The 16,647-nt window shown below is 62.9% G+C and carries 20 protein-coding genes; 11 read left to right on the forward strand and 9 right to left on the reverse strand.

The annotated features are described in order from the left end of the window. The first annotated feature begins 480 nt into the window (after window positions 1-480). The 3 genes from AC1DB0_RS12175 to AC1DB0_RS12185 all read left to right on the forward strand — a co-directional run bounded on the left by AC1DB0_RS12175 (window position 481) and on the right by AC1DB0_RS12185 (window position 2,773). Window positions 481-1,410 (forward strand): LysR family transcriptional regulator, encoded by a 930-nt coding sequence (locus AC1DB0_RS12175; RefSeq protein WP_175169955.1) that lies wholly within the window; start codon window positions 481-483, stop codon window positions 1,408-1,410. 124 nt (window positions 1,411-1,534) lie between these two features. Further along, window positions 1,535-1,888 carry a RidA family protein gene (locus AC1DB0_RS12180; protein WP_175169954.1) on the forward strand — a complete coding sequence of 118 codons (354 nt, stop codon included), beginning with the start codon at window positions 1,535-1,537 and terminating at the stop codon, window positions 1,886-1,888. Window positions 1,889-1,936: 48 nt separating this feature from the next. Next, on the forward strand, window positions 1,937-2,773 hold the full coding sequence (locus AC1DB0_RS12185) for a PhzF family phenazine biosynthesis protein (RefSeq protein WP_476756954.1): 837 nt from the start codon (window positions 1,937-1,939) through the stop codon (window positions 2,771-2,773). Between the two features lie 61 nt (window positions 2,774-2,834). On the opposite strand, the gene AC1DB0_RS12190 is transcribed toward AC1DB0_RS12185, so the two are convergent. From AC1DB0_RS12190 to AC1DB0_RS12215, 6 genes are all read right to left on the reverse strand, one after another. Beyond that, window positions 2,835-3,320, reverse strand: a complete 486-nt coding sequence (locus tag AC1DB0_RS12190; protein WP_476756955.1) for a DUF6644 family protein — start codon at window positions 3,318-3,320, stop codon at window positions 2,835-2,837. A gap of 18 nt (window positions 3,321-3,338) precedes the next feature. Beyond that, entirely contained in the window at window positions 3,339-3,725 is a 387-nt protein-coding gene (locus AC1DB0_RS12195) for a DUF6152 family protein (protein WP_054426198.1), read from the reverse strand. Window positions 3,726-3,864: 139 nt separating this feature from the next. Continuing rightward, a complete protein-coding gene (gene argE / locus AC1DB0_RS12200; RefSeq protein WP_476758671.1) occupies window positions 3,865-5,040 on the reverse strand; it encodes an acetylornithine deacetylase in 1,176 nt (391 codons plus the stop codon). A gap of 47 nt (window positions 5,041-5,087) precedes the next feature. Continuing rightward, window positions 5,088-6,128, reverse strand: coding sequence for a LysR substrate-binding domain-containing protein (locus AC1DB0_RS12205; RefSeq protein WP_476756957.1), 1,041 nt, complete (start codon window positions 6,126-6,128; stop codon window positions 5,088-5,090). 175 nt (window positions 6,129-6,303) lie between these two features. Further along, window positions 6,304-6,975, reverse strand: a complete 672-nt coding sequence (locus AC1DB0_RS12210) for a DUF1028 domain-containing protein (protein ID WP_346553072.1) — start codon at window positions 6,973-6,975, stop codon at window positions 6,304-6,306. A gap of 19 nt (window positions 6,976-6,994) precedes the next feature. Further along, window positions 6,995-7,408, reverse strand: a complete 414-nt coding sequence (locus AC1DB0_RS12215; RefSeq protein ID WP_054426203.1) for a RidA family protein — start codon at window positions 7,406-7,408, stop codon at window positions 6,995-6,997. A 318-nt stretch (window positions 7,409-7,726) separates the two neighbouring features. On the opposite strand from AC1DB0_RS12215, the gene AC1DB0_RS12220 reads away from it, so the two are divergent. The 8 genes from AC1DB0_RS12220 (at window position 7,727) to AC1DB0_RS12255 (ending at window position 14,524) form a co-directional block, all read left to right on the forward strand. Further along, on the forward strand, window positions 7,727-8,524 hold the full coding sequence (locus AC1DB0_RS12220) for a maleate cis-trans isomerase family protein (RefSeq protein WP_342067766.1): 798 nt from the start codon (window positions 7,727-7,729) through the stop codon (window positions 8,522-8,524). A 55-nt stretch (window positions 8,525-8,579) separates the two neighbouring features. Beyond that, complete coding sequence (locus AC1DB0_RS12225; RefSeq protein ID WP_476756958.1) at window positions 8,580-9,371, forward strand: transporter substrate-binding domain-containing protein; 792 nt, start codon at window positions 8,580-8,582, stop codon at window positions 9,369-9,371. A gap of 122 nt (window positions 9,372-9,493) precedes the next feature. After that, on the forward strand, window positions 9,494-10,207 hold the full coding sequence (locus AC1DB0_RS12230) for an ABC transporter permease (protein ID WP_476756959.1): 714 nt from the start codon (window positions 9,494-9,496) through the stop codon (window positions 10,205-10,207). Next, window positions 10,197-10,886 carry an ABC transporter permease gene (locus AC1DB0_RS12235; protein WP_054426209.1) on the forward strand — a complete coding sequence of 230 codons (690 nt, stop codon included), beginning with the start codon at window positions 10,197-10,199 and terminating at the stop codon, window positions 10,884-10,886. Before AC1DB0_RS12230 ends, AC1DB0_RS12235 begins: the two co-directional genes overlap by 11 nt. 37 nt (window positions 10,887-10,923) lie before the next feature. Further along, window positions 10,924-11,709: an amino acid ABC transporter ATP-binding protein gene (locus AC1DB0_RS12240; RefSeq protein WP_054426211.1), complete on the forward strand. Its 786-nt coding sequence runs from the start codon at window positions 10,924-10,926 to the stop codon at window positions 11,707-11,709. A gap of 25 nt (window positions 11,710-11,734) precedes the next feature. Further along, on the forward strand, window positions 11,735-12,760 hold the full coding sequence (locus AC1DB0_RS12245; RefSeq protein WP_054426213.1) for an ABC transporter substrate-binding protein: 1,026 nt from the start codon (window positions 11,735-11,737) through the stop codon (window positions 12,758-12,760). An 86-nt stretch (window positions 12,761-12,846) separates the two neighbouring features. Continuing rightward, window positions 12,847-13,701: an ABC transporter permease gene (locus tag AC1DB0_RS12250; protein WP_476756960.1), complete on the forward strand. Its 855-nt coding sequence runs from the start codon at window positions 12,847-12,849 to the stop codon at window positions 13,699-13,701. A 1-nt stretch (window position 13,702) separates the two neighbouring features. Next, window positions 13,703-14,524 (forward strand): ABC transporter permease, encoded by an 822-nt coding sequence (locus tag AC1DB0_RS12255; protein WP_476756961.1) that lies wholly within the window; start codon window positions 13,703-13,705, stop codon window positions 14,522-14,524. A 43-nt stretch (window positions 14,525-14,567) separates the two neighbouring features. On the opposite strand, the gene AC1DB0_RS12260 is transcribed toward AC1DB0_RS12255, so the two are convergent. The 3 genes from AC1DB0_RS12260 to AC1DB0_RS12270 are packed head-to-tail and all read right to left on the reverse strand — an operon-like array spanning window position 14,568 to window position 16,635. Beyond that, window positions 14,568-15,527: a 2-hydroxyacid dehydrogenase gene (locus tag AC1DB0_RS12260; protein ID WP_346553079.1), complete on the reverse strand. Its 960-nt coding sequence runs from the start codon at window positions 15,525-15,527 to the stop codon at window positions 14,568-14,570. 12 nt (window positions 15,528-15,539) lie between these two features. After that, window positions 15,540-16,010 (reverse strand): type II 3-dehydroquinate dehydratase, encoded by a 471-nt coding sequence (locus AC1DB0_RS12265; protein WP_476758672.1) that lies wholly within the window; start codon window positions 16,008-16,010, stop codon window positions 15,540-15,542. Window positions 16,011-16,020: 10 nt separating this feature from the next. After that, window positions 16,021-16,635 carry a glutathione S-transferase gene (locus AC1DB0_RS12270; RefSeq protein WP_476756963.1) on the reverse strand — a complete coding sequence of 205 codons (615 nt, stop codon included), beginning with the start codon at window positions 16,633-16,635 and terminating at the stop codon, window positions 16,021-16,023. Window positions 16,636-16,647 lie beyond the last annotated feature (12 nt).

The following is a 16,647-nucleotide window of genomic DNA, read 5'->3' on the forward strand; positions in this document are numbered from 1 at the left end:
CGGCAGCGGACGTCCTCGAGCGTCCTCACAGCCAGAAGCGGTCGTAGCTCATCCGCGACCCGCACGTATCAGAAGGGAAGAGCCGACCAGGCACGTGTGCTATGTCCGCGATAATCAAGACGAGTCCAACCGTTCAGAACGCCAACGCCAGCCCCTACGGGCTGTCGGGCGTGCTCCGCCTATCGCGGTTCGACGAGCTTAATTCTGGGCTGCGGCGATAAAATGGAGCCTCCAACTGGCGCCGCATGCGACACTTATCCAAGTCGGCTCCGCCTCTATTGGAACCAGGCCGTTCACACTGGGCAATGTCATTCAAACCCGGGCTGCGCCGCCACATCTGAGCATATGCCTGCGTGGTGCATGTCGGCACGCTGAACGCTGTCGGTGAGCGTCGAAGCATCGCCGCGCTCACACGGCCGCTAGATGCGGGACCGCGCCCCGTTCCCGTTTTACCTGCCCTACAAATTTGTAGCTTTTAGAATGACCGAATTGGAAAGTCGCCACATCGACGAAATCGCGGCCTTGCTGGCGGTGGCCGCGGAACGTTCCTTCGCATCCGCAGGTCGATCACTGGGTCGGCATCCGACCATTATCTCCAAGCGAATCGCTTCGTTGGAAGTTCGCCTTGGCGTAAGGTTGGTGGAACGCTCCACCAGGCAAGTGCAGTTAACCGAGGCTGGGAAAAGGCTTGCCGACAAGCTCAAGGTTGCCATGGACCTGCTGAACGAAGCGCAGTTAGATGCGGCCGAACAAGCCAGCGAATTGCACGGCACCCTGAAAGTCGCTTTACCCGCGACGATGGGGCGTCAGTGGTTGGCGCCTCGCCTGCCCTCTTTCATGAACCAGCACCCGAAGCTTGTGCTTGACGCCCAATACAGCGACGCCGTCATCGACTTGATCGAGGGCGGCTTCGATGCGGCAATTCGGATCGGGCATTTGCCCGACAGCCAACTCGTCGCCAGAAAGCTGGCAAGCCATGAACGCATTCTTGCCGCCTCGCCTGAATTCATTGAGCGCCATGGCATGCCGAATCAGCCCTCCGATCTGCAAAAGCAAAACTGCCTCGGCAACCCCAGCCTGAACTCGTTTCCGATGTGGCGGCTTTCGGATGGACAGCGGGTAGAAACGGTGCGTGCCAACGGCACATTGCGCACCAACGACCCGATCGCGCTGCTTGAGGCCGCCCGGGCGGGCGTTGGGGTGATAGGCGCCGGAGAGTGGCTGGTGGCCCGTGACTTGGCGGCAGGTTCTTTGGTGCGAGTGCTTCCGGCATGGACGTTCGACAGGGAGGGAGGCATCTATCTGGTCCGTCCCTCGCGCCGCTATGCGCCAGCCAGGACCGAAGCGTTTGCCGAATGGATCACGGACCTTTTTCGCCATCTCCCCTGGTCCGGCGGCGCGCCAACGTAGTAACGCCGTTTTCCATCGCTGCATTCAGTGCAGCAATGACCTGCAATCAGCGGCTATGGCGGCGAGCCAGTCATTCGCGTGAAAATTTCTTTATTCACACCACACCAAGATAAAGGAAGACTTCATGCCTCACCTCTCAACCGCGCTGCGCACCGGTTCCCTGCTGTTTCTGTCCGGCCAATTGGCATTCGATGACAAGGGCGAGATTCACGGAGACGTGGCTGCCCAAACGTCCCTGATCCTGGCGCACCATGCCGCCGTTCTCACCAAACATGGGCTAGGGCTTGAAAACGTGGTGAAAGCAAACGCCTGGGTGACAGAAAAAGCGGACTTCGCCGCGTTCGACCAAGCCTTCGGCAAGTCATTTGGGCAGCACCGGCCGACCCGTTCGACGGTCGTATCCCAACTGGCGATCAATGGCGCAAAAGTCGAAATTGACCTGATTGCTTCCTTCGAACCCATACACGCTCAGGCCTGACGCCGTCAGCGCATGGCGCGAGGGTGGCGTGTGACACAAAGGATAAAAATGGACGTTGAGCACATCGCGGCATTCTCGGCCGCGTCCTCCGGCGGCAATCCCGCAGGCGTGGTCATTGGCGAATCGCTGCCCGCAGCGGACGAAATGCAACGTATCGCCCGGCAGGTCGGCTATTCGGAAACCGTCTTCGCCGCGCCGCAGGAATACGGCTGGCGGGTGCGCTACTTTTCACCGCTTGTCGAGGTGGATTTTTGTGGCCATGCCACGATCGCACTTGGCGCGGCGTTGGCGAAGCGGCAGGGTTCGGGCACCTTCAGGCTTCAACTGAATCGGGCGACGATCACCGTTGATGGGCGCTACTCGAAGGCGGACTGGAGCGCGTCGTTTCGGTCGCCTGCCACCAAAAGTTGCGCCGTGCGGTCGGCGCTGCTCGAAGAAACCCTGCAGCTCTTCGCGCTGCGGGAAGAGGATCTTGACCGTCGGATACCGCCTGCGCTAGCGCATGCAGGGGCGGACCATTTGGTTCTGGCTTTGCAATCCCGCGACGCGCTACGCCAGATGGACTACGACATCGTCAAAGGCCAGGCCTTGGCCCAGCGTGAAAGCCTGACGACCTTTTGCCTGATCCATGCGGAACAGGACCAACATTTTCATGTGCGCAATCCGTTCCCATTGGGCGGGGTGTTCGAAGACCCGGCCACCGGCGCCGCCGCCGCCGCGCTGGGCGGCTATTTGCGCGATATGGGCTGGCCTCATGAGGGCAGCATCCGGATCGATCAAGGCGATGACATGGGTGTCCCCTGCCGCATTCGCGTCGACATCGGCCCGCAACGCGGCGAAGGCATCCAGGTTTCTGGCAATGCTCGGCTGATGACGCCACCTTGAATGCGGTGGCCAGCGTCGCAGACGCCTACCTGATCAAATTGATGTCTTGACGAAAGGCGGGCTACAGAAACCCGATCCATCTGCCCGCTACCAGGCAGCCGGTCCATAGCAGCAGCGAGAACGCGGCCTGGCAGCGCAGCGCGCTGGATGGGCGGCCTCCCTGTAATACTTCCCCCCATGCCCCGCCCCGGCGCACGAGCCAGGCGTTGATTGCGCCCGCGCCCAACAAGCCCATCTTCACGACAAATGCCGGGTTCTGCAGGTATTCCTGCGCCCGCACGGTGAACAGTATGGCGCCGGACAGTATGGCCAGCGCAAGGCCAACCGCGGCCGTGCGCGCGAGCACAGGCGCCAGGAGCGCCAAGGAAGTGGGCTTGAGGACGCCGAGCAGCCGCAGGTCCAGCGGAACGATCGAACCGATCAACAAGCCGATGGCGCCGATATGGGCGGCGTTGACMAGAAGATAGAGGGTTCCGGACCGTCGCAGCCACAGCGCTGGCGGCAGGGCCGTAAGCTGTTCCAGGGCCAGCCGAAGCAGTTCGGGCATGGATAAAGGCTGTGGAATTCAGGGTTTCTTGATGCGGCTGGGATAGATGTCGTAGGTCTTGCCGCCCACCATGATCTGGACAGCCTTCATGCGCTTGTTGCCGGCGTCCTGGTCGCGGTTGCCAATGGCGGTGATGGCATCGCCCGGTTTGGCGGAATCCTCGACGAATCCCGCTTCCTTCGTCTGGGTGGGATTGCCCAGTTCGACCACCCAGACACCGTCATCGGCTCGCACCCTCAACGTCGGATGGGGAGGCGCGACCTGCACCTGCTCGACCGTGCCTTTCAAGGTCATCTGTTCGGATTCTGCCCATGACCAACCGTGATGCGCCATGGCCGCGGGGGCCACTGCCAACAACGCGGATAGCGCCAGCCCTGTCAACAACGCGCGTTTGGATAGCTTCATGTCGATGCTCCTAGGTTGCGGTTTGGCTGTCGCCATGGCCCGGCACTGCGGCGTGGCGACCAGTCAGCCAAGCATAGCAGCGGGACAGCGGTTCCTGAAGGCGTCCGAAACGCCGCAATGACCCGGATGCCCGCCCGCCCTAGGCCATCAGATACTGCGTCAACTTTTCCATCATGGCGTCGCACGCCTCCAGCTGCGACAGCTCGACGTACTCGTCGGCCTTGTGCGCCACTTCGATGCTGCCCGGTCCGCAGATCAGCACCGACGTCTGCGCCCACAGCTGCTGGAACAGCCCGCCCTCGGTGCCGAAAGCGGCTTTGACGCGTGGCGTGTCCGGCGGCAGCCACGAGGCCAGCAGCGCGACGGCCTCCGAGTCGTCTGCCGTGGACAGGCCGGGATAGGTGTTGACGGTCGTGACCCGGGGTGGCTCGGCATCGGGCCGGGCGTCCGCGGCACGCATTTTCGTCCTGGTGAGCGCCAGCACCCGCTCAAGGATCTGGTTGGGGTCATCCTGCGCGACGTTGCGGATCTCGAAATTGACTTCGCATTCCGCGGGCACGATGTTCAGCGCCGTGCCGCCCTTGATGGTGCCCGCGTGCACGGTCGTGTACGGCACGTCATAGCCGGATTCGCGCGGGCCGTGTTCGGCCAGGTCGCGCTGCACATCGCGCAGGGCGCTGATCAGATCGCTGGCCGTGTGGATGGCATTGACGAAATGCGGCGCCAGCCCGGAGTGGCCCGCCTGGCCGCAGCACAAGGCCCGGTAGGCCGCCTTGCCCTTGTTGCCGGTGCCAATCTTCATCAGCGTGGGCTCACCCACGACGCAGAGCAGCGGAGCCGGTTCCATATGTTCCAGCGCGCGCAGCATATGGCGCACGCCCACGCAGCCGATTTCCTCGTCGAACGACAGCGCCAGATGCAAGGGGCGCGCAAGCGGCTGGCGGGCCGCGCGGATCATGGCCATCACGGCGCAGGCGACGAAGCCCTTCATGTCCGCGCTGCCGCGCCCATAGATGCGCCCATCGCGCAGGGTTGCCTCGAAAGGCGGCGAGGTCCAGGGCTGGCCCGTCACGGGGACCACATCGGTGTGGCCCGACAGCAGGATGCCGGGCACATCCTGCGGGCCAACGGACGCGTACAGGTTGCTCCGCCCAGCGTCCTGCGGGTCCGCCACCAGCGTGGACGCGATGCCGGCCTGCGCCAGCAACTCCCGCACACGCTCGATGAGTTCGATGTTCGGCGTCAGCGTGACAGATGGGAACGCGAGCAATTCGCGCAATAGGTCGGGACTGTTGTCCGGAGTGGGTTTGCTCATGGCGTGGGCCTGCTAGTAGGCGGAAGGCGCTCAGGCGCGCCGTCCGTTCATTTGTTTTTGGGAAGCACGGTTTTGGGAAGCACGGTTTTGGGAAGCACGGTTTTGGAAAGCACGTTTTCGGGAAGTACGTTTTCGGGAAGTACGTAAGGATCGAAGAAGCTGCCTTCGCTCATGCCGGGAATGTATTGATCTGAGATATAGGAGCGGCAGCGCTGCATGAACACCTCGGTCAGGCGCGACGGCTTCATCGGCTTGTAGGTCGTCAGGCCCAGCAGCATGGGGCGGTGTTCACCCACCAGGCGCAGCCGCACCAGCCGCTTGCCATCCAGCGCTTGGGTGGACTTCGGCCGCACGTTGAACAAGGCATAGCCGATCCCGTTGGCCACCATGGACCGCACCACTTCCTCGGAACGCGAACGCGCCACGATGTTCGGCTCCAGCCCGACCTTCGCGAACAGGGACATGAAGTAGTCACGGCTCAAAGGCAGGTCCAGCAGCACCATGGGCAGGCGGGCCAGCTCCTCCAGCGTCACCGCGATCTGCTGCGAAAGCGGATGCAGTTCGCTCACCACCACATGCGGCGGCAAACGCGCCAGCGCCTCGAACGATATCTCGTCGCCCAGCCTCAGGTCGTAGCTCAGCGCAACGTCGATCTCCAGCGTATGCAGCTTGTCGATCAACAACTGCTGGTCKCCTTCGACCATGTGCAGCTCGACCTTGTCGAACGCACGCGCGAATCCAAAGATCACCTCGGGCGCGATCATGGCCGTAAGCGACTGGAAGCAGCCCACGCGCAAAGTGCCCTGGATGGTGTTGCTGGAGACGGACGCGATCTTGTAGAGGCGCGACGCGCGCTCGAGCAGATCTTCGCATTCGCTCATGACCTGTTGGCCGAGCACCGTCAGGGCCAAGCCCTTGGACGGATGCCGGACGAACAACTGCACGTCCAGCTCGGTTTCAACATGTGCGATGGCGGCCGAAATCGAAGGCGCCGAAATGTGGATCTGGCTGGATGCCGCGGCGATACTGCCATGCTTGGCGGTGGCAACGAAGTACTCCATCTGGCGCAGCGAAATGCGATTGAGCATAGTCCGAAGTGAGAAAACTGGAGCGGGCTGGAGGGAGGTGGCGTTCCGGCTGGCGGGCCGCCACCATGGCCCGGCGCCGGCATGCGCCGCACCGAGGAAAAAGTGTCCCACTATGCCCGGACAGCGGGCTGGACGCTCCTCGGGTTTTCTCGCACTCGGCGCCTGCCACCGCCTGTCACAGATTGCCGGGCACGCCGAAGCTTGGCGCGGCGCGCGGGTCCCGGGCGCGGGTAATGTAGTCCTGTATCTGCGGCTCGTAGATCTTCCAGGCCTCGTAAAGCGTCTCGACGGGGCATTGCTCCACCCAGTCCATGCGCAGGTCGACGATAGGCCAATCCAGTTCCGCCACCACCAGCAGCCCGGCCGAATGCACCGGCCCCTCTTCGCCGCCCGCCGCCTGCCCCGCCAGCATGGCCTGCATCAGGCGTTCGGCCAGCGAACCCGGCGTCTTCTCGAACGCCGACAGCATGGCGGCGGGCACATCTAGCGACGCCAGCATATTGCCGGCGCACGCGGCGTGCTCACCCTTTGCACTGGCCAGACGGCCGAGCGCGTTCGACCCGGTGAAGATGGCCGGCGCCTGCGTGGCGTCGATGGCCATCAGCTGCCGGTAGCTGATGAACGGACGTTCGGCCAGCGACTGCAGCGCGCGCTCGGGCGAATGGCCCTGGCTCATCGCATCAAGGATGAGCGGCCCCAGGGCGGGGTCGGTGATGTTCTGGCTGACCGCCGCGCCCACGCCTGCACGCGCCCGGACGCAACGCGCCGCGACCGCGGGCGACGACGATGATACGGCCGCGCCGAATTGGCCGGTGGCCGGACAACGGGCAATGATCGAGAAAGTCATGACGGGGCCTCCTGTGGCGTCAATCCGGAATAACAGCAGTCGCGTCGATTTCCACCAGCCATTCGGGGCGCGCCAATGCCGACACCACGATACCCGTGGACACGGGGAACACGCCCTTGAGCCACTTGCCGACCACAAGATAGACCGCCTCGCGATAACGGGGATCAATGAGATAGATCGTGATCTTGCAGATGTCTTGCAGTTCGCCGCCGGCTTCCTTGAGCAGCATGTCGATGTTCTTCATCGCCTGCTCCGCCTGACCCGAGGCATCGCCGATGCAGACGCTCTCGGACGTGTCCAGGTTCTGGCCGATCTGCCCGCGCAGAAAGACCGTGCTGCCGCGCGCGACGACGGCCTGGCACAGATCGTTGTCGAGTTTCTGTTCCGGGTAGGTTGCCTTGGTATTGAAGGTGCGTATGCGCTTGTGCTTCATGGCTCGACTCTTTATTAGGGTTTATCCGGGGCCTCTCGCGCCAGCCTGGCAAGCGGCGTCGCATAAGGCCTTGACCTGCCCGCTGATGGTCGGCCCAAGCCGGGCGGCCGCCTATTTGTTTTTTCCGGCGTCCCGTCTCGGAAATCCTGACGCGGGCGGCGCCTGCAGCGATGCACCTTCGCCATGCATCGGGGCGGCTCGTCCGGCCATCAGGAAAATCTATTCATGCCAACGGAAAAGGCGACTTGGTCGCTCGGATCGCGTCTCTCATCATTGGTTTTCGCTAGCCGAAGCAACCTCTCTTTGCAGGGAAACCGGATGAACACCGCCTCAATGCCCCCACCCGCTGCCTATCCCCAATTCCGCTACGACGGCTCGGGCGACCTTGCCCGCATCGGTCTGATCTACATCGCCTCCAGTGTCGTGATGGAAGAAGAGATGTGGGCCATGTCCGCGCCGGGGGTTTCCACTCATACCGCACGCATCAAGCTGCCCAAGGTCACCGTGCAGGGCATCGAGGAAATGATGAACGCCCCGGAGCTGGAGCAGGCGGCTCGCCTGGCGGGCGCGGCCCCTATCGACGTGCTGCTGTTCGGCGGCACCAGCGCTTCGTTTCTGCACGGCACCGCCTACGACCAGGCGCTCATCCAGAAGCTGCGGCAATGGGTGCCGGGGCCGAAGATCACCACGGCGTCCACCGCCACGCTCGCGGCGTTGAAGAAGGTGAAGGCCGGCAAGGTTGCGCTGGCCACGCCTTATCTGCCCGAGATCCACGAACGCGCCATCCGCTTCCTGCAGGAAAACGGCCACGAGGTCGTCAGAAGCGCCTGCCTGGGCATCTCGGATGATCACGCGCTGGCCGAGGTCTCGCTTGAAAAAGTCTATGACCACGTGATGTCGGTCGACCACCCGGATGCCACAGCCATCTTCGTGTCGTGCACCAATTTCCGGACTGTCGGGGCCATCGAGGCGCTGGAACAGAAACTCGGCAAGCCGGTGATCTCGGCCATCCAGGCCTCGTTCTGGCACTGCCTGGAACTCACCGGCGCGGCAGGCGCCAAGCCCGGCTACGGGTCGCTGTTCAACGGAAACCTGAACAAGGCCGACACGATGTAAAGACGTCGTGTAAGCACTTCGCCACGGCGGAGAACCAATAAACAAGGGGAAAAAGATGCATCTGCACAAAACCATCACGGCGCTGACACTCGCAAGCGCCTCGTTATTCGTCCTGGCGCCGGCCCATGCCGAAAAGCTGGTGCTTGGCAACGAGGGAAGTTATCCCCCGTTCAGCATGGTCGATCCCTCGGGCCGCCTGACGGGCTTCGAACCCGACCTGGCGCGCGAGACATGCAAACGGATGAAGGTCGATTGCGAAATCGTCGTCATGGACTTCAAGGCCCTGATTCCCGCGCTGCTACAGAAAAAACTGGATGCCGTGGTCAGCCAGACCAAGCCGCTGCCGGAACGCAAGGAAAAGGTGCTGTTCGGCCGTCCGGTGCTGTTCAATCCGGACTCTTACGTGGTGCCGGAAGCGAAGCACTACACCTTCACACCCGAAGGGCTCAAGGGCGCGCGCATCGGCCTGCAACGCGGTTCGGCGCAAGCCAAATACGTGTCCGAGACGTTCCGCAACGCGGTGCAGATCGTGTTCTACGACAACCCCGACCAGATCCGGCTTGACCTTGCCAACGGACGGCTGGACATGAGCCTGGGCCCCAAGATCAGCTGGACCAACGAGTTCCTGTCCAAGCCCCAGGGCAAAGGCTGGAAATTCGCGGGCGGCGACTTGTGGACCGGTGGCGGCGAAGCGGGCTCGAGCTGGATTGCCCGCAAGGACAGCGGCGAACTGCTCGGCCGCATGAACGCCACGCTGGAAACCATCATCAAGGACTGCACCTTCACCAAGCTGCGTAAACCCTACATGGACGTGGAGCTCCTGCCCGAGGAAGCCGCCTGCCGCTAGCCGCAGCCGCGCCCTGCCTGAGCCGCCCGGCACGAGGCCGGCGGACCAGGCGGCATGTTTCATACGCTTGCCAAGGTCTGTGCAAGGCGCCTTTCAATGTGAACAGGCTTTAGGAATACCTCATGCCTTCGATGGGTTTCGTGCAGCAACTCGCGACCGGCGCGATGATGACGATCCAGGTCGCCGTCTGCGCCTATCTGCTGGCGCTTGCGATCGGGACGTTCTTTGCCCTGATCACACTACGGCCAACGCTGCTGGCCAGAATCATCTGGCTCCCGTATGCGTCCATCTTCACGGGCGTGCCTTCGCTGCTGGTGGGCTTCCTGTTCTATTACGGCGGCTCGCAGATCGTCGCCGGCTTGCTCTCGCCGTTCGGCATTGGCCAGGGTATCGAGATCACGCCTTTCATGGCGGCGGTGGCGGCGCTGGGCATGGTGTACGGCGCCTACCTGGCCGACTTGATACGCAGCGCAATCCAGAACGTGCCCCACGGGCAGTTCGAAGCCGCGCGCGTGCTGCTGGTGCCGCGCAGCGCCATCTGGCTGAAGGTCATCCTGCCGCAGATGCTGCGCCTAGCCTTGCCCGGCATGACCAATATGTGGATCGTCGTACTCAAGGATACGGCGCTCATTTCGTTGATCGGCCTGAAGGAAATCATGGCCTACGCCAAGCTCGCCTCTGGCGTGACCAAGGAACCCTTCGTCTATTACATGCTGGCGGCGTGCTTCTTTCTCATGATGACCTGGCTGACCTACTTCGTGGCCCGCCGCGTTGAAACGTGGGCCGCGCGCGGCTTTCATCCCGTCGTGACTCAGGGAGCCTCTCATGCACTTTGATTTCCAGGTGGCCTGGGAGAGCCTGCCCAAACTGCTGGCCGGCGCCGGCACAACGTTCGCGGTGCTGCTGCCGGTGCTGGTCATCGGCCTCCTGCTGGCGCTGCCGGTTGCCCTGGCAAGCTTCCGGCCAGGCCCGCGCGCCCTCTTCGCCAGCAGCTACATCGGGTTTTTCCGCGGGGTGCCCAGCCTGGTGTTGCTGTATCTGATCTATAGCGGACTGCCGCAGTTCTCTTTCGTGCGCGACACCTTTCTGTGGAACATTTTTTCCAGCGCTTATGTCTGCGCCTGGCTGGGTCTGTCGATGACGCACTCGGGCTTCATGGCGGAGATCATCCGCGGCGGGCTGGCGGCAATTCCCAAGGGCACGATCGAAGCCGCGCAGACCCTGGGCCTGAAGCCCGCCCAAATCCTGTTCCGCTTGCGGCTCCCGCTGGTCGCGCGCTATGTGCTGCGCGCCTATCAGAATGAGTTGCTCATCATGGTGAAGAGCACGGCGGCCGTCAGCGCCATCACGCTGGTTGACCTGACCGCGGCCGCCAACACGGTGTTCGACTACACCTATGACCCGTTCACGCCGCTGATCACGGCGGCGGCCATCTACTGGTGCATCACCAACTGCATACGTCTTGGATTCTCGATCGCGGATCGCAGGTTGAACCGCTATCTCGTCAGAGTCTGAACCGTCCGGCCGACCGTCTATCAGAGCGCGAACCATCATGACTGCCATCCTGTCCAGCATCACGCCGCCGTTGTCCTCCGTCCGCGCTGACTGCGCGCCCGCGGTATCCATCTCGGGGTTGAACAAGTTCTACGGGTCGTTCCACGCCTTGCGCGATATTCACCTTGAGGTAGCCAGCGGCGAAATCGTCATCCTGTGCGGGCCTTCGGGGTCCGGGAAGTCGTCGCTGATCCGCTGCATCAACCATCTGGAACAGCATGATTCGGGCGATATCCACGTCAATGGCACCGCCCTGACCCGCAGCCCGGAAAGCGTGGAGCAGGTTCGGCGCCAGCTGGGCATGGTGTTCCAGAGCTTCAATCTCTTTCCGCACATGACGGTGCTGGAAAACTGCACCTTCGCGCTGAAGATCGCCTTGAAGACGCCGGCCAGCGAAGCCGAACAGACGGCACGGGAGTACCTCGCCAAGGTCAATGTGACCGAACAGGCCGGCAAGTATCCGATCCAGCTTTCCGGCGGGCAGCAGCAGCGCGTGGCCATCGCGCGCGCGCTCTGCCTGCGCCCGCGCATCATGCTCTTTGACGAGCCCACATCGGCGCTCGATCCGGAATCGGTGGGTTCCGTGCTGCGCATCATGGAAGACCTGGCCCAGACCGGCATCACCATGATCTGCGTCACCCACGAGATCGGCTTCGCCCGCCGGGTGGCCGACCGCTGTGTGTTCATGGAGCGCGGCGAGATCATCGAAACCGCGCCCACCGAACAGTTCTTTGCCTCGCCCAGAAACGAACGCCTGAAGAATTTCCTAGAGCAGGTTTTGTAGTTCACAACATAGACAAGGGGATGTCATGATCAAGAAACTCATTGGCGCGGGCATGCTGGCCGGCGCGGCCCTCACTGGCACGGCGCACGCGCAGGATGCCCTGGTGGTGAGCACCTGGGGCGGCAGCTTCCGGGACCTTATCGATGAGACCATCGGCAAGGAGTTCACGCGGCAGACAGGGGTGCCGGTGAAGTACATCACGGGCGGCACCATCGACCGCCTGAACAAGGCCAAGCTCGCCACCAAGCCGGAAAGCGACATCACGTTCACGACATCGCACATCGGCTGGCTCTACGTCAATGGCGGCCTGTACGAGAAGCTGGACCTGAGCAAAATTCCCAATTACTCGCACCTGGTCGATCGCGCCAAGATCAGCCCGTACCATATCGGCAGCTGGGCGTATGTGTACACCATCGGCTATCGCCCCGATCTGGTTCCCGCCGGCATCACCTTCAACAGCTGGAACGATCTTTGGAACCCGGCACTGAAAGGCAAGCTGTCCGCGCCCGATTTCGACCCCAGCCATATCATCGACGTGTCGGCGTTGCTCTCGGGCGGCGACGCGAGCACCTGGGAAAAGGGCCAGGACAAACTCAAGGCCCTGAAACCCAACTTCAAGGCCTTCTACACCAACGATGCCAACAGCCAGCAACTGATCGCTGCCGGCGAGACGCCCGTGCAGATCGTGCTGTCCATGAACGCCTATTACATGATCGGCCAAGGCGTGCCGATCAAGGTGGCGATGCCCAAGGAAGGCGCGGTGCTGGGGGTGGACACCATGGGCATCATGAAAGGCACCGCCAAGTCCGACCTGGCGCACAAGTTCATGAACATCGCGCTGTCGCCAGACGTGCAGGCCAAGATCGTGGCCGCCAAGAAAGCCAGCCCCGTCATCGACGACGCCAAGGTCTCACCCGAAGACGCCGCGCTGCCGGGCGTTTTCACGACCAAGCAGCAATGGGATACGCAGGCCATCGTCATCGATGACAAGCTGCGCGCCGAAAAGACCGCTGAATGGCGCAAGTGGTTTACCGAAAACATCATGAACTGATTGCCGCTACCGCAGCCCCGCAGCCTCGCGGCCTTGCCGGCCGCGGCGCCGCCACGCTTTCACCCTATACGAAGGATGGGTCCAACATGGATGCGCGTTCCACCCTGAGAGGATGGCTGATATCCCCGGCCAGCTTCATCGCGCTATGCATCTGCGTCGCCATGGCGGCCGTGCTGCAGTACAGCTTGCGCACTTTCATTCCAGGGTCGCTGGATGTCGGCGGCCTGACGCTCTCGAACTTCTCGGGCATGGGCAAGCAGATTTACGTCGATGCCTTTGTGAACACCTTGCGCCTGAGCGTGGAAACCACGGTCTTCTCCTTGCTCGTCGCGTACCCATTGGCGTATGCGCTGGTCAGGGTGCGAAACCGCTACATCAAGTCTTTCATCCTGATCGTCTCCATCACGCCGCTCTTTCTGGGTGAGATCGTGCGCACCTATTCGTGGATCATCGTGCTGGGCAGTACGGGTTTCATCAATTCGATGCTGCTCAAGCTAGGCGTGATCGATACGCCGCGTGCGTTGATGTTCAGTCATCTTGGCGTATTGGTGGCGCTGGTGCACGTTACCGTTCCGGTGGTCGTGCTGATGCTGGCCACCGCCATTTCACACATCGACCGCGACTATGAGAAAGCCGCCGAAAGTCTGGGCGCGGGGCCGGTCCGCACGTTCCTGACCATCACGCTTCCGCTATCGATGCCGGGCATCCTGGCCAGCATCACGACCTCATTCGCCTGGACGTTCAGCGCCTTCGCCACGCCGCAAATGATTGGCGGAGGCCGCGTTCCAACGGTTTCCACATTGGTCTACCAGCTGGGATTCTCGTCCATGAACTTTCCCCTGGCGGCCAGCCTGAGCGTCATGGGCCTGGGCCTGACGGCGATCGCGCTGATGCTGCTTGGCCGCGTCACGCGCCGTCTCAAAGTCATTGGAGGACATTGACATGGGTCTTCGTAAATCCCTGCCCCTATGGCTGCGCATCGGCGCGCCCGTGCTGATCACGCTTATCCTGGCCTTCGTGCTGCTGCCCGTCGTGGTGGTGGTGCTGGCTTCCTTCAATGAAAAAGCCTTGCTCACGTTTCCGCCACAGGCGTGGTCCTGGCGGTGGTTCGAGCGTGTTTTCACCTACTCCGACTTCCGCGACGGCTTTCGCGCCAGCGTGGTCGTCACATTCTGGTCGTCGTTGCTGGCGCTGGTGATCGGCACCGGCCTGGCCATTGCCGTCAAGCGCATGGCGTTTCCCGGCAAGAACATCCTGCAGGCGATTCTGCTCTCGCCGCTGGTGATCCCGCACTTCACGGTGGGACTGGGCTTGTTGATTCTGGTGGCGCAGCTGAACATTGATCGTGGCTACGGCATCGTGATCCTGTGCCACGTCATTCTTGTTTTGCCTTTCGTGTTGCGCAGCGTCTATGTCTCGATGGAGAACCTGGACGAGCGCCTGGAGCAAAGCGCCGCCAGCCTGGGCGCGTCGCCGGTTCGGGTCCTGTGCACCATCACCGTGCCCTTGCTCGCGCCCGGCTTGTTAGGCGGCTGGCTGTTCGCGGCCATCATGTCGTTCAGCGAATTCACCGCGTCGCTGTTCGTGACCACGCAGAGCACGCAGACCCTTCCCGTGACGATGTACAACTATGTGCGCGAGTTCGCCGACCCGACGCTCGCCGCGTTGTCGGTGGTGTATATCGTGGTGACGGCCAGCCTGCTGATCTTCGCGAACCGCTTCCTCGGGCTGGGCCGGATTCTCAATATCGAGGACAACCACTAGAGCCGGTCAACATGCCCTGGCCCGTGGGCCAGGGCGGCGCCGCTTAATAGCCGCGCGCGGCATCGACGCGATTGACGGGCGGCAAGCCTTGGCTGACACGCAGCACGTTGTCGGCGATCTGTCCGGCAGCGGATGCCGGAATGGCGACCGATGCCAGGTGAGGCGTGATCAGCACGTTTTCCATGGCCCAGAGCGGGTCGCCAGGCGGCAGGGGTTCGCGCTCGAAGACGTCCAGCGTCGCGCCGCCCAGATGGCCGCTACTCAGCAGGTCGGTCAGGGCGGCCTGGTCCACCAGCGCGCCCCGGGCCACATTGATCAGGGCCGCGCCACGCGGCAGGCGTTGCAGACGTTCACGGTTCAACAGGCCGCGCGTTTGCGGCGTGAGCGGAAGCATCACCACCAGGATGTCGGCGCACGACAGCACGGTATCCAGCGACGCCATGCCAGCGTGGCATTCGATGCCTTCGATGTTGCGCGGGCTGCGCGACCAGCCCAGCACGTTCAGCCCCTGGCGGGACAGTTCGCGCGCCGCATAGGCGCCCAGTTCGCCCAGGCCCAGCACCGCCACCCGCACCGCCTCCGGCGAGCGCGGATGGCGATAGGCCCATTCGCCCCGCCGCTGCGCCGCTTCGAAATAAGGAATGTCACGCGCATACCGCAGGGCGGCAAACAGCACATAGCCCGCCATCATGCGCGCCATATTGGGATCGGTGATACGGGTGATGGGTACCTCGGCGGGCAGGTCTTCGCGGCCGACAATCGAATCCACCCCTGCGCCCAGATTCACGATAAGGCGCAGGTTTTTCATGCGGTTGAAGAAGCCCGACGGCGCCTTCCAGATCAGCGCGTAATGAATGTCGGCCGGATCGTGCGCGTCGTTGGCGTGCACCACACGCAAGTCCGGCAGGCACGCCTGCATGGCGTCGCGCCAGGCCGTGTAGTCGTCGAAATCGCTATAGAAGATCATTGCACCCGATACGGCGGGGCGGGAGGATGCGTGCATGGCCGGTCTGCCTCAGGCGCCGCGGTGGATCAGGCGGGACATGGCCTCGATGGCAAGCTCATAGCCATCGCCGCCCAGCCCCGCGATGACGCCATCCGCGGCCTTGGAAATATAGGAATGATGGCGGAACGCTTCCCGCCGCCAGATGTTGCTCATGTGGACTTCGATGATTCTGCCCGGAAAGGATAACAAGGCATCAAGGATCGGCACCGACGAATAGGTCAGGCCGGCCGCGTTGATGATGATGCCCTGCGCGGCGCCACGCGCTTCCTGAATCCAGTCGACCAACTGCCCTTCATGGTTGGACTGAACGAAGTTCAACTGGATGCCTAGCGAGGCGGCCTTGCTTTCGCAGCGCTGCTGCAACACGGGAAAACTGTCGGAGCCATAAGTCTTGTTGGCGTCCAGTCCGTAGAGATTGGCGTTCGGCCCGTTCAGAAACCAGACCGTGGAAGATGYAGGGGTGGCGCTTGGCGTCGTCATGGAGGCAGTCTCAGGCTTCGTGAGGAAGGGTCGCCTGCATGGCAGGCAAGTCGTTGAATACGGAGAACCACGCGGCGGCGCGCGGATGCGCCGTGCGCCAGTCCAATTCGGGAAAGCGGAAATCCAGATACCCCAAGGCGCAAGCGAGGGTCAGGTCACCGATGCTGGGATGCGTTCGCGGCAGGTCGTCTGCCTGCGACTCGATGTCCGCCAGGCAGGCTTGGACTTTGACGAGCTGCGCCTCGCGCCATTGCGGCCACTGGATCTCGGCCGGCCGGGCCGTGTGCTCGTAGCGCGCCAGCAAGGCGGCATCCAGCAGGCCGTCGCCCAGGGCCTGCCGCGTCAACGCCACCCAGCGGGCCGGACCCGCCGGAAACAATTGCGTATCGCCGGCGGCCTCGGCCAGGTATTCGCAGATCACGCAGCTGTCGTAAAGCGCTCTGCCGTCCGGCAGGATCAGGGTGGGCACCTTGGCCAGCGGATTGTGGGCGGCGATGCGCGTGTCGCGATTCACCGGATGTGCAGCGCTGGCCAGCCATTCAATCTGTTTAGCCTGGCCGGTCAAGTGCGCGCACACCATGACCTTGCGCACGAAGGGGGACGTCGGGGCATAGAGAAGTTTCAATCCGTTCTCCGT

This window comes from Achromobacter sp. 10T422, assembly GCF_056394065.1.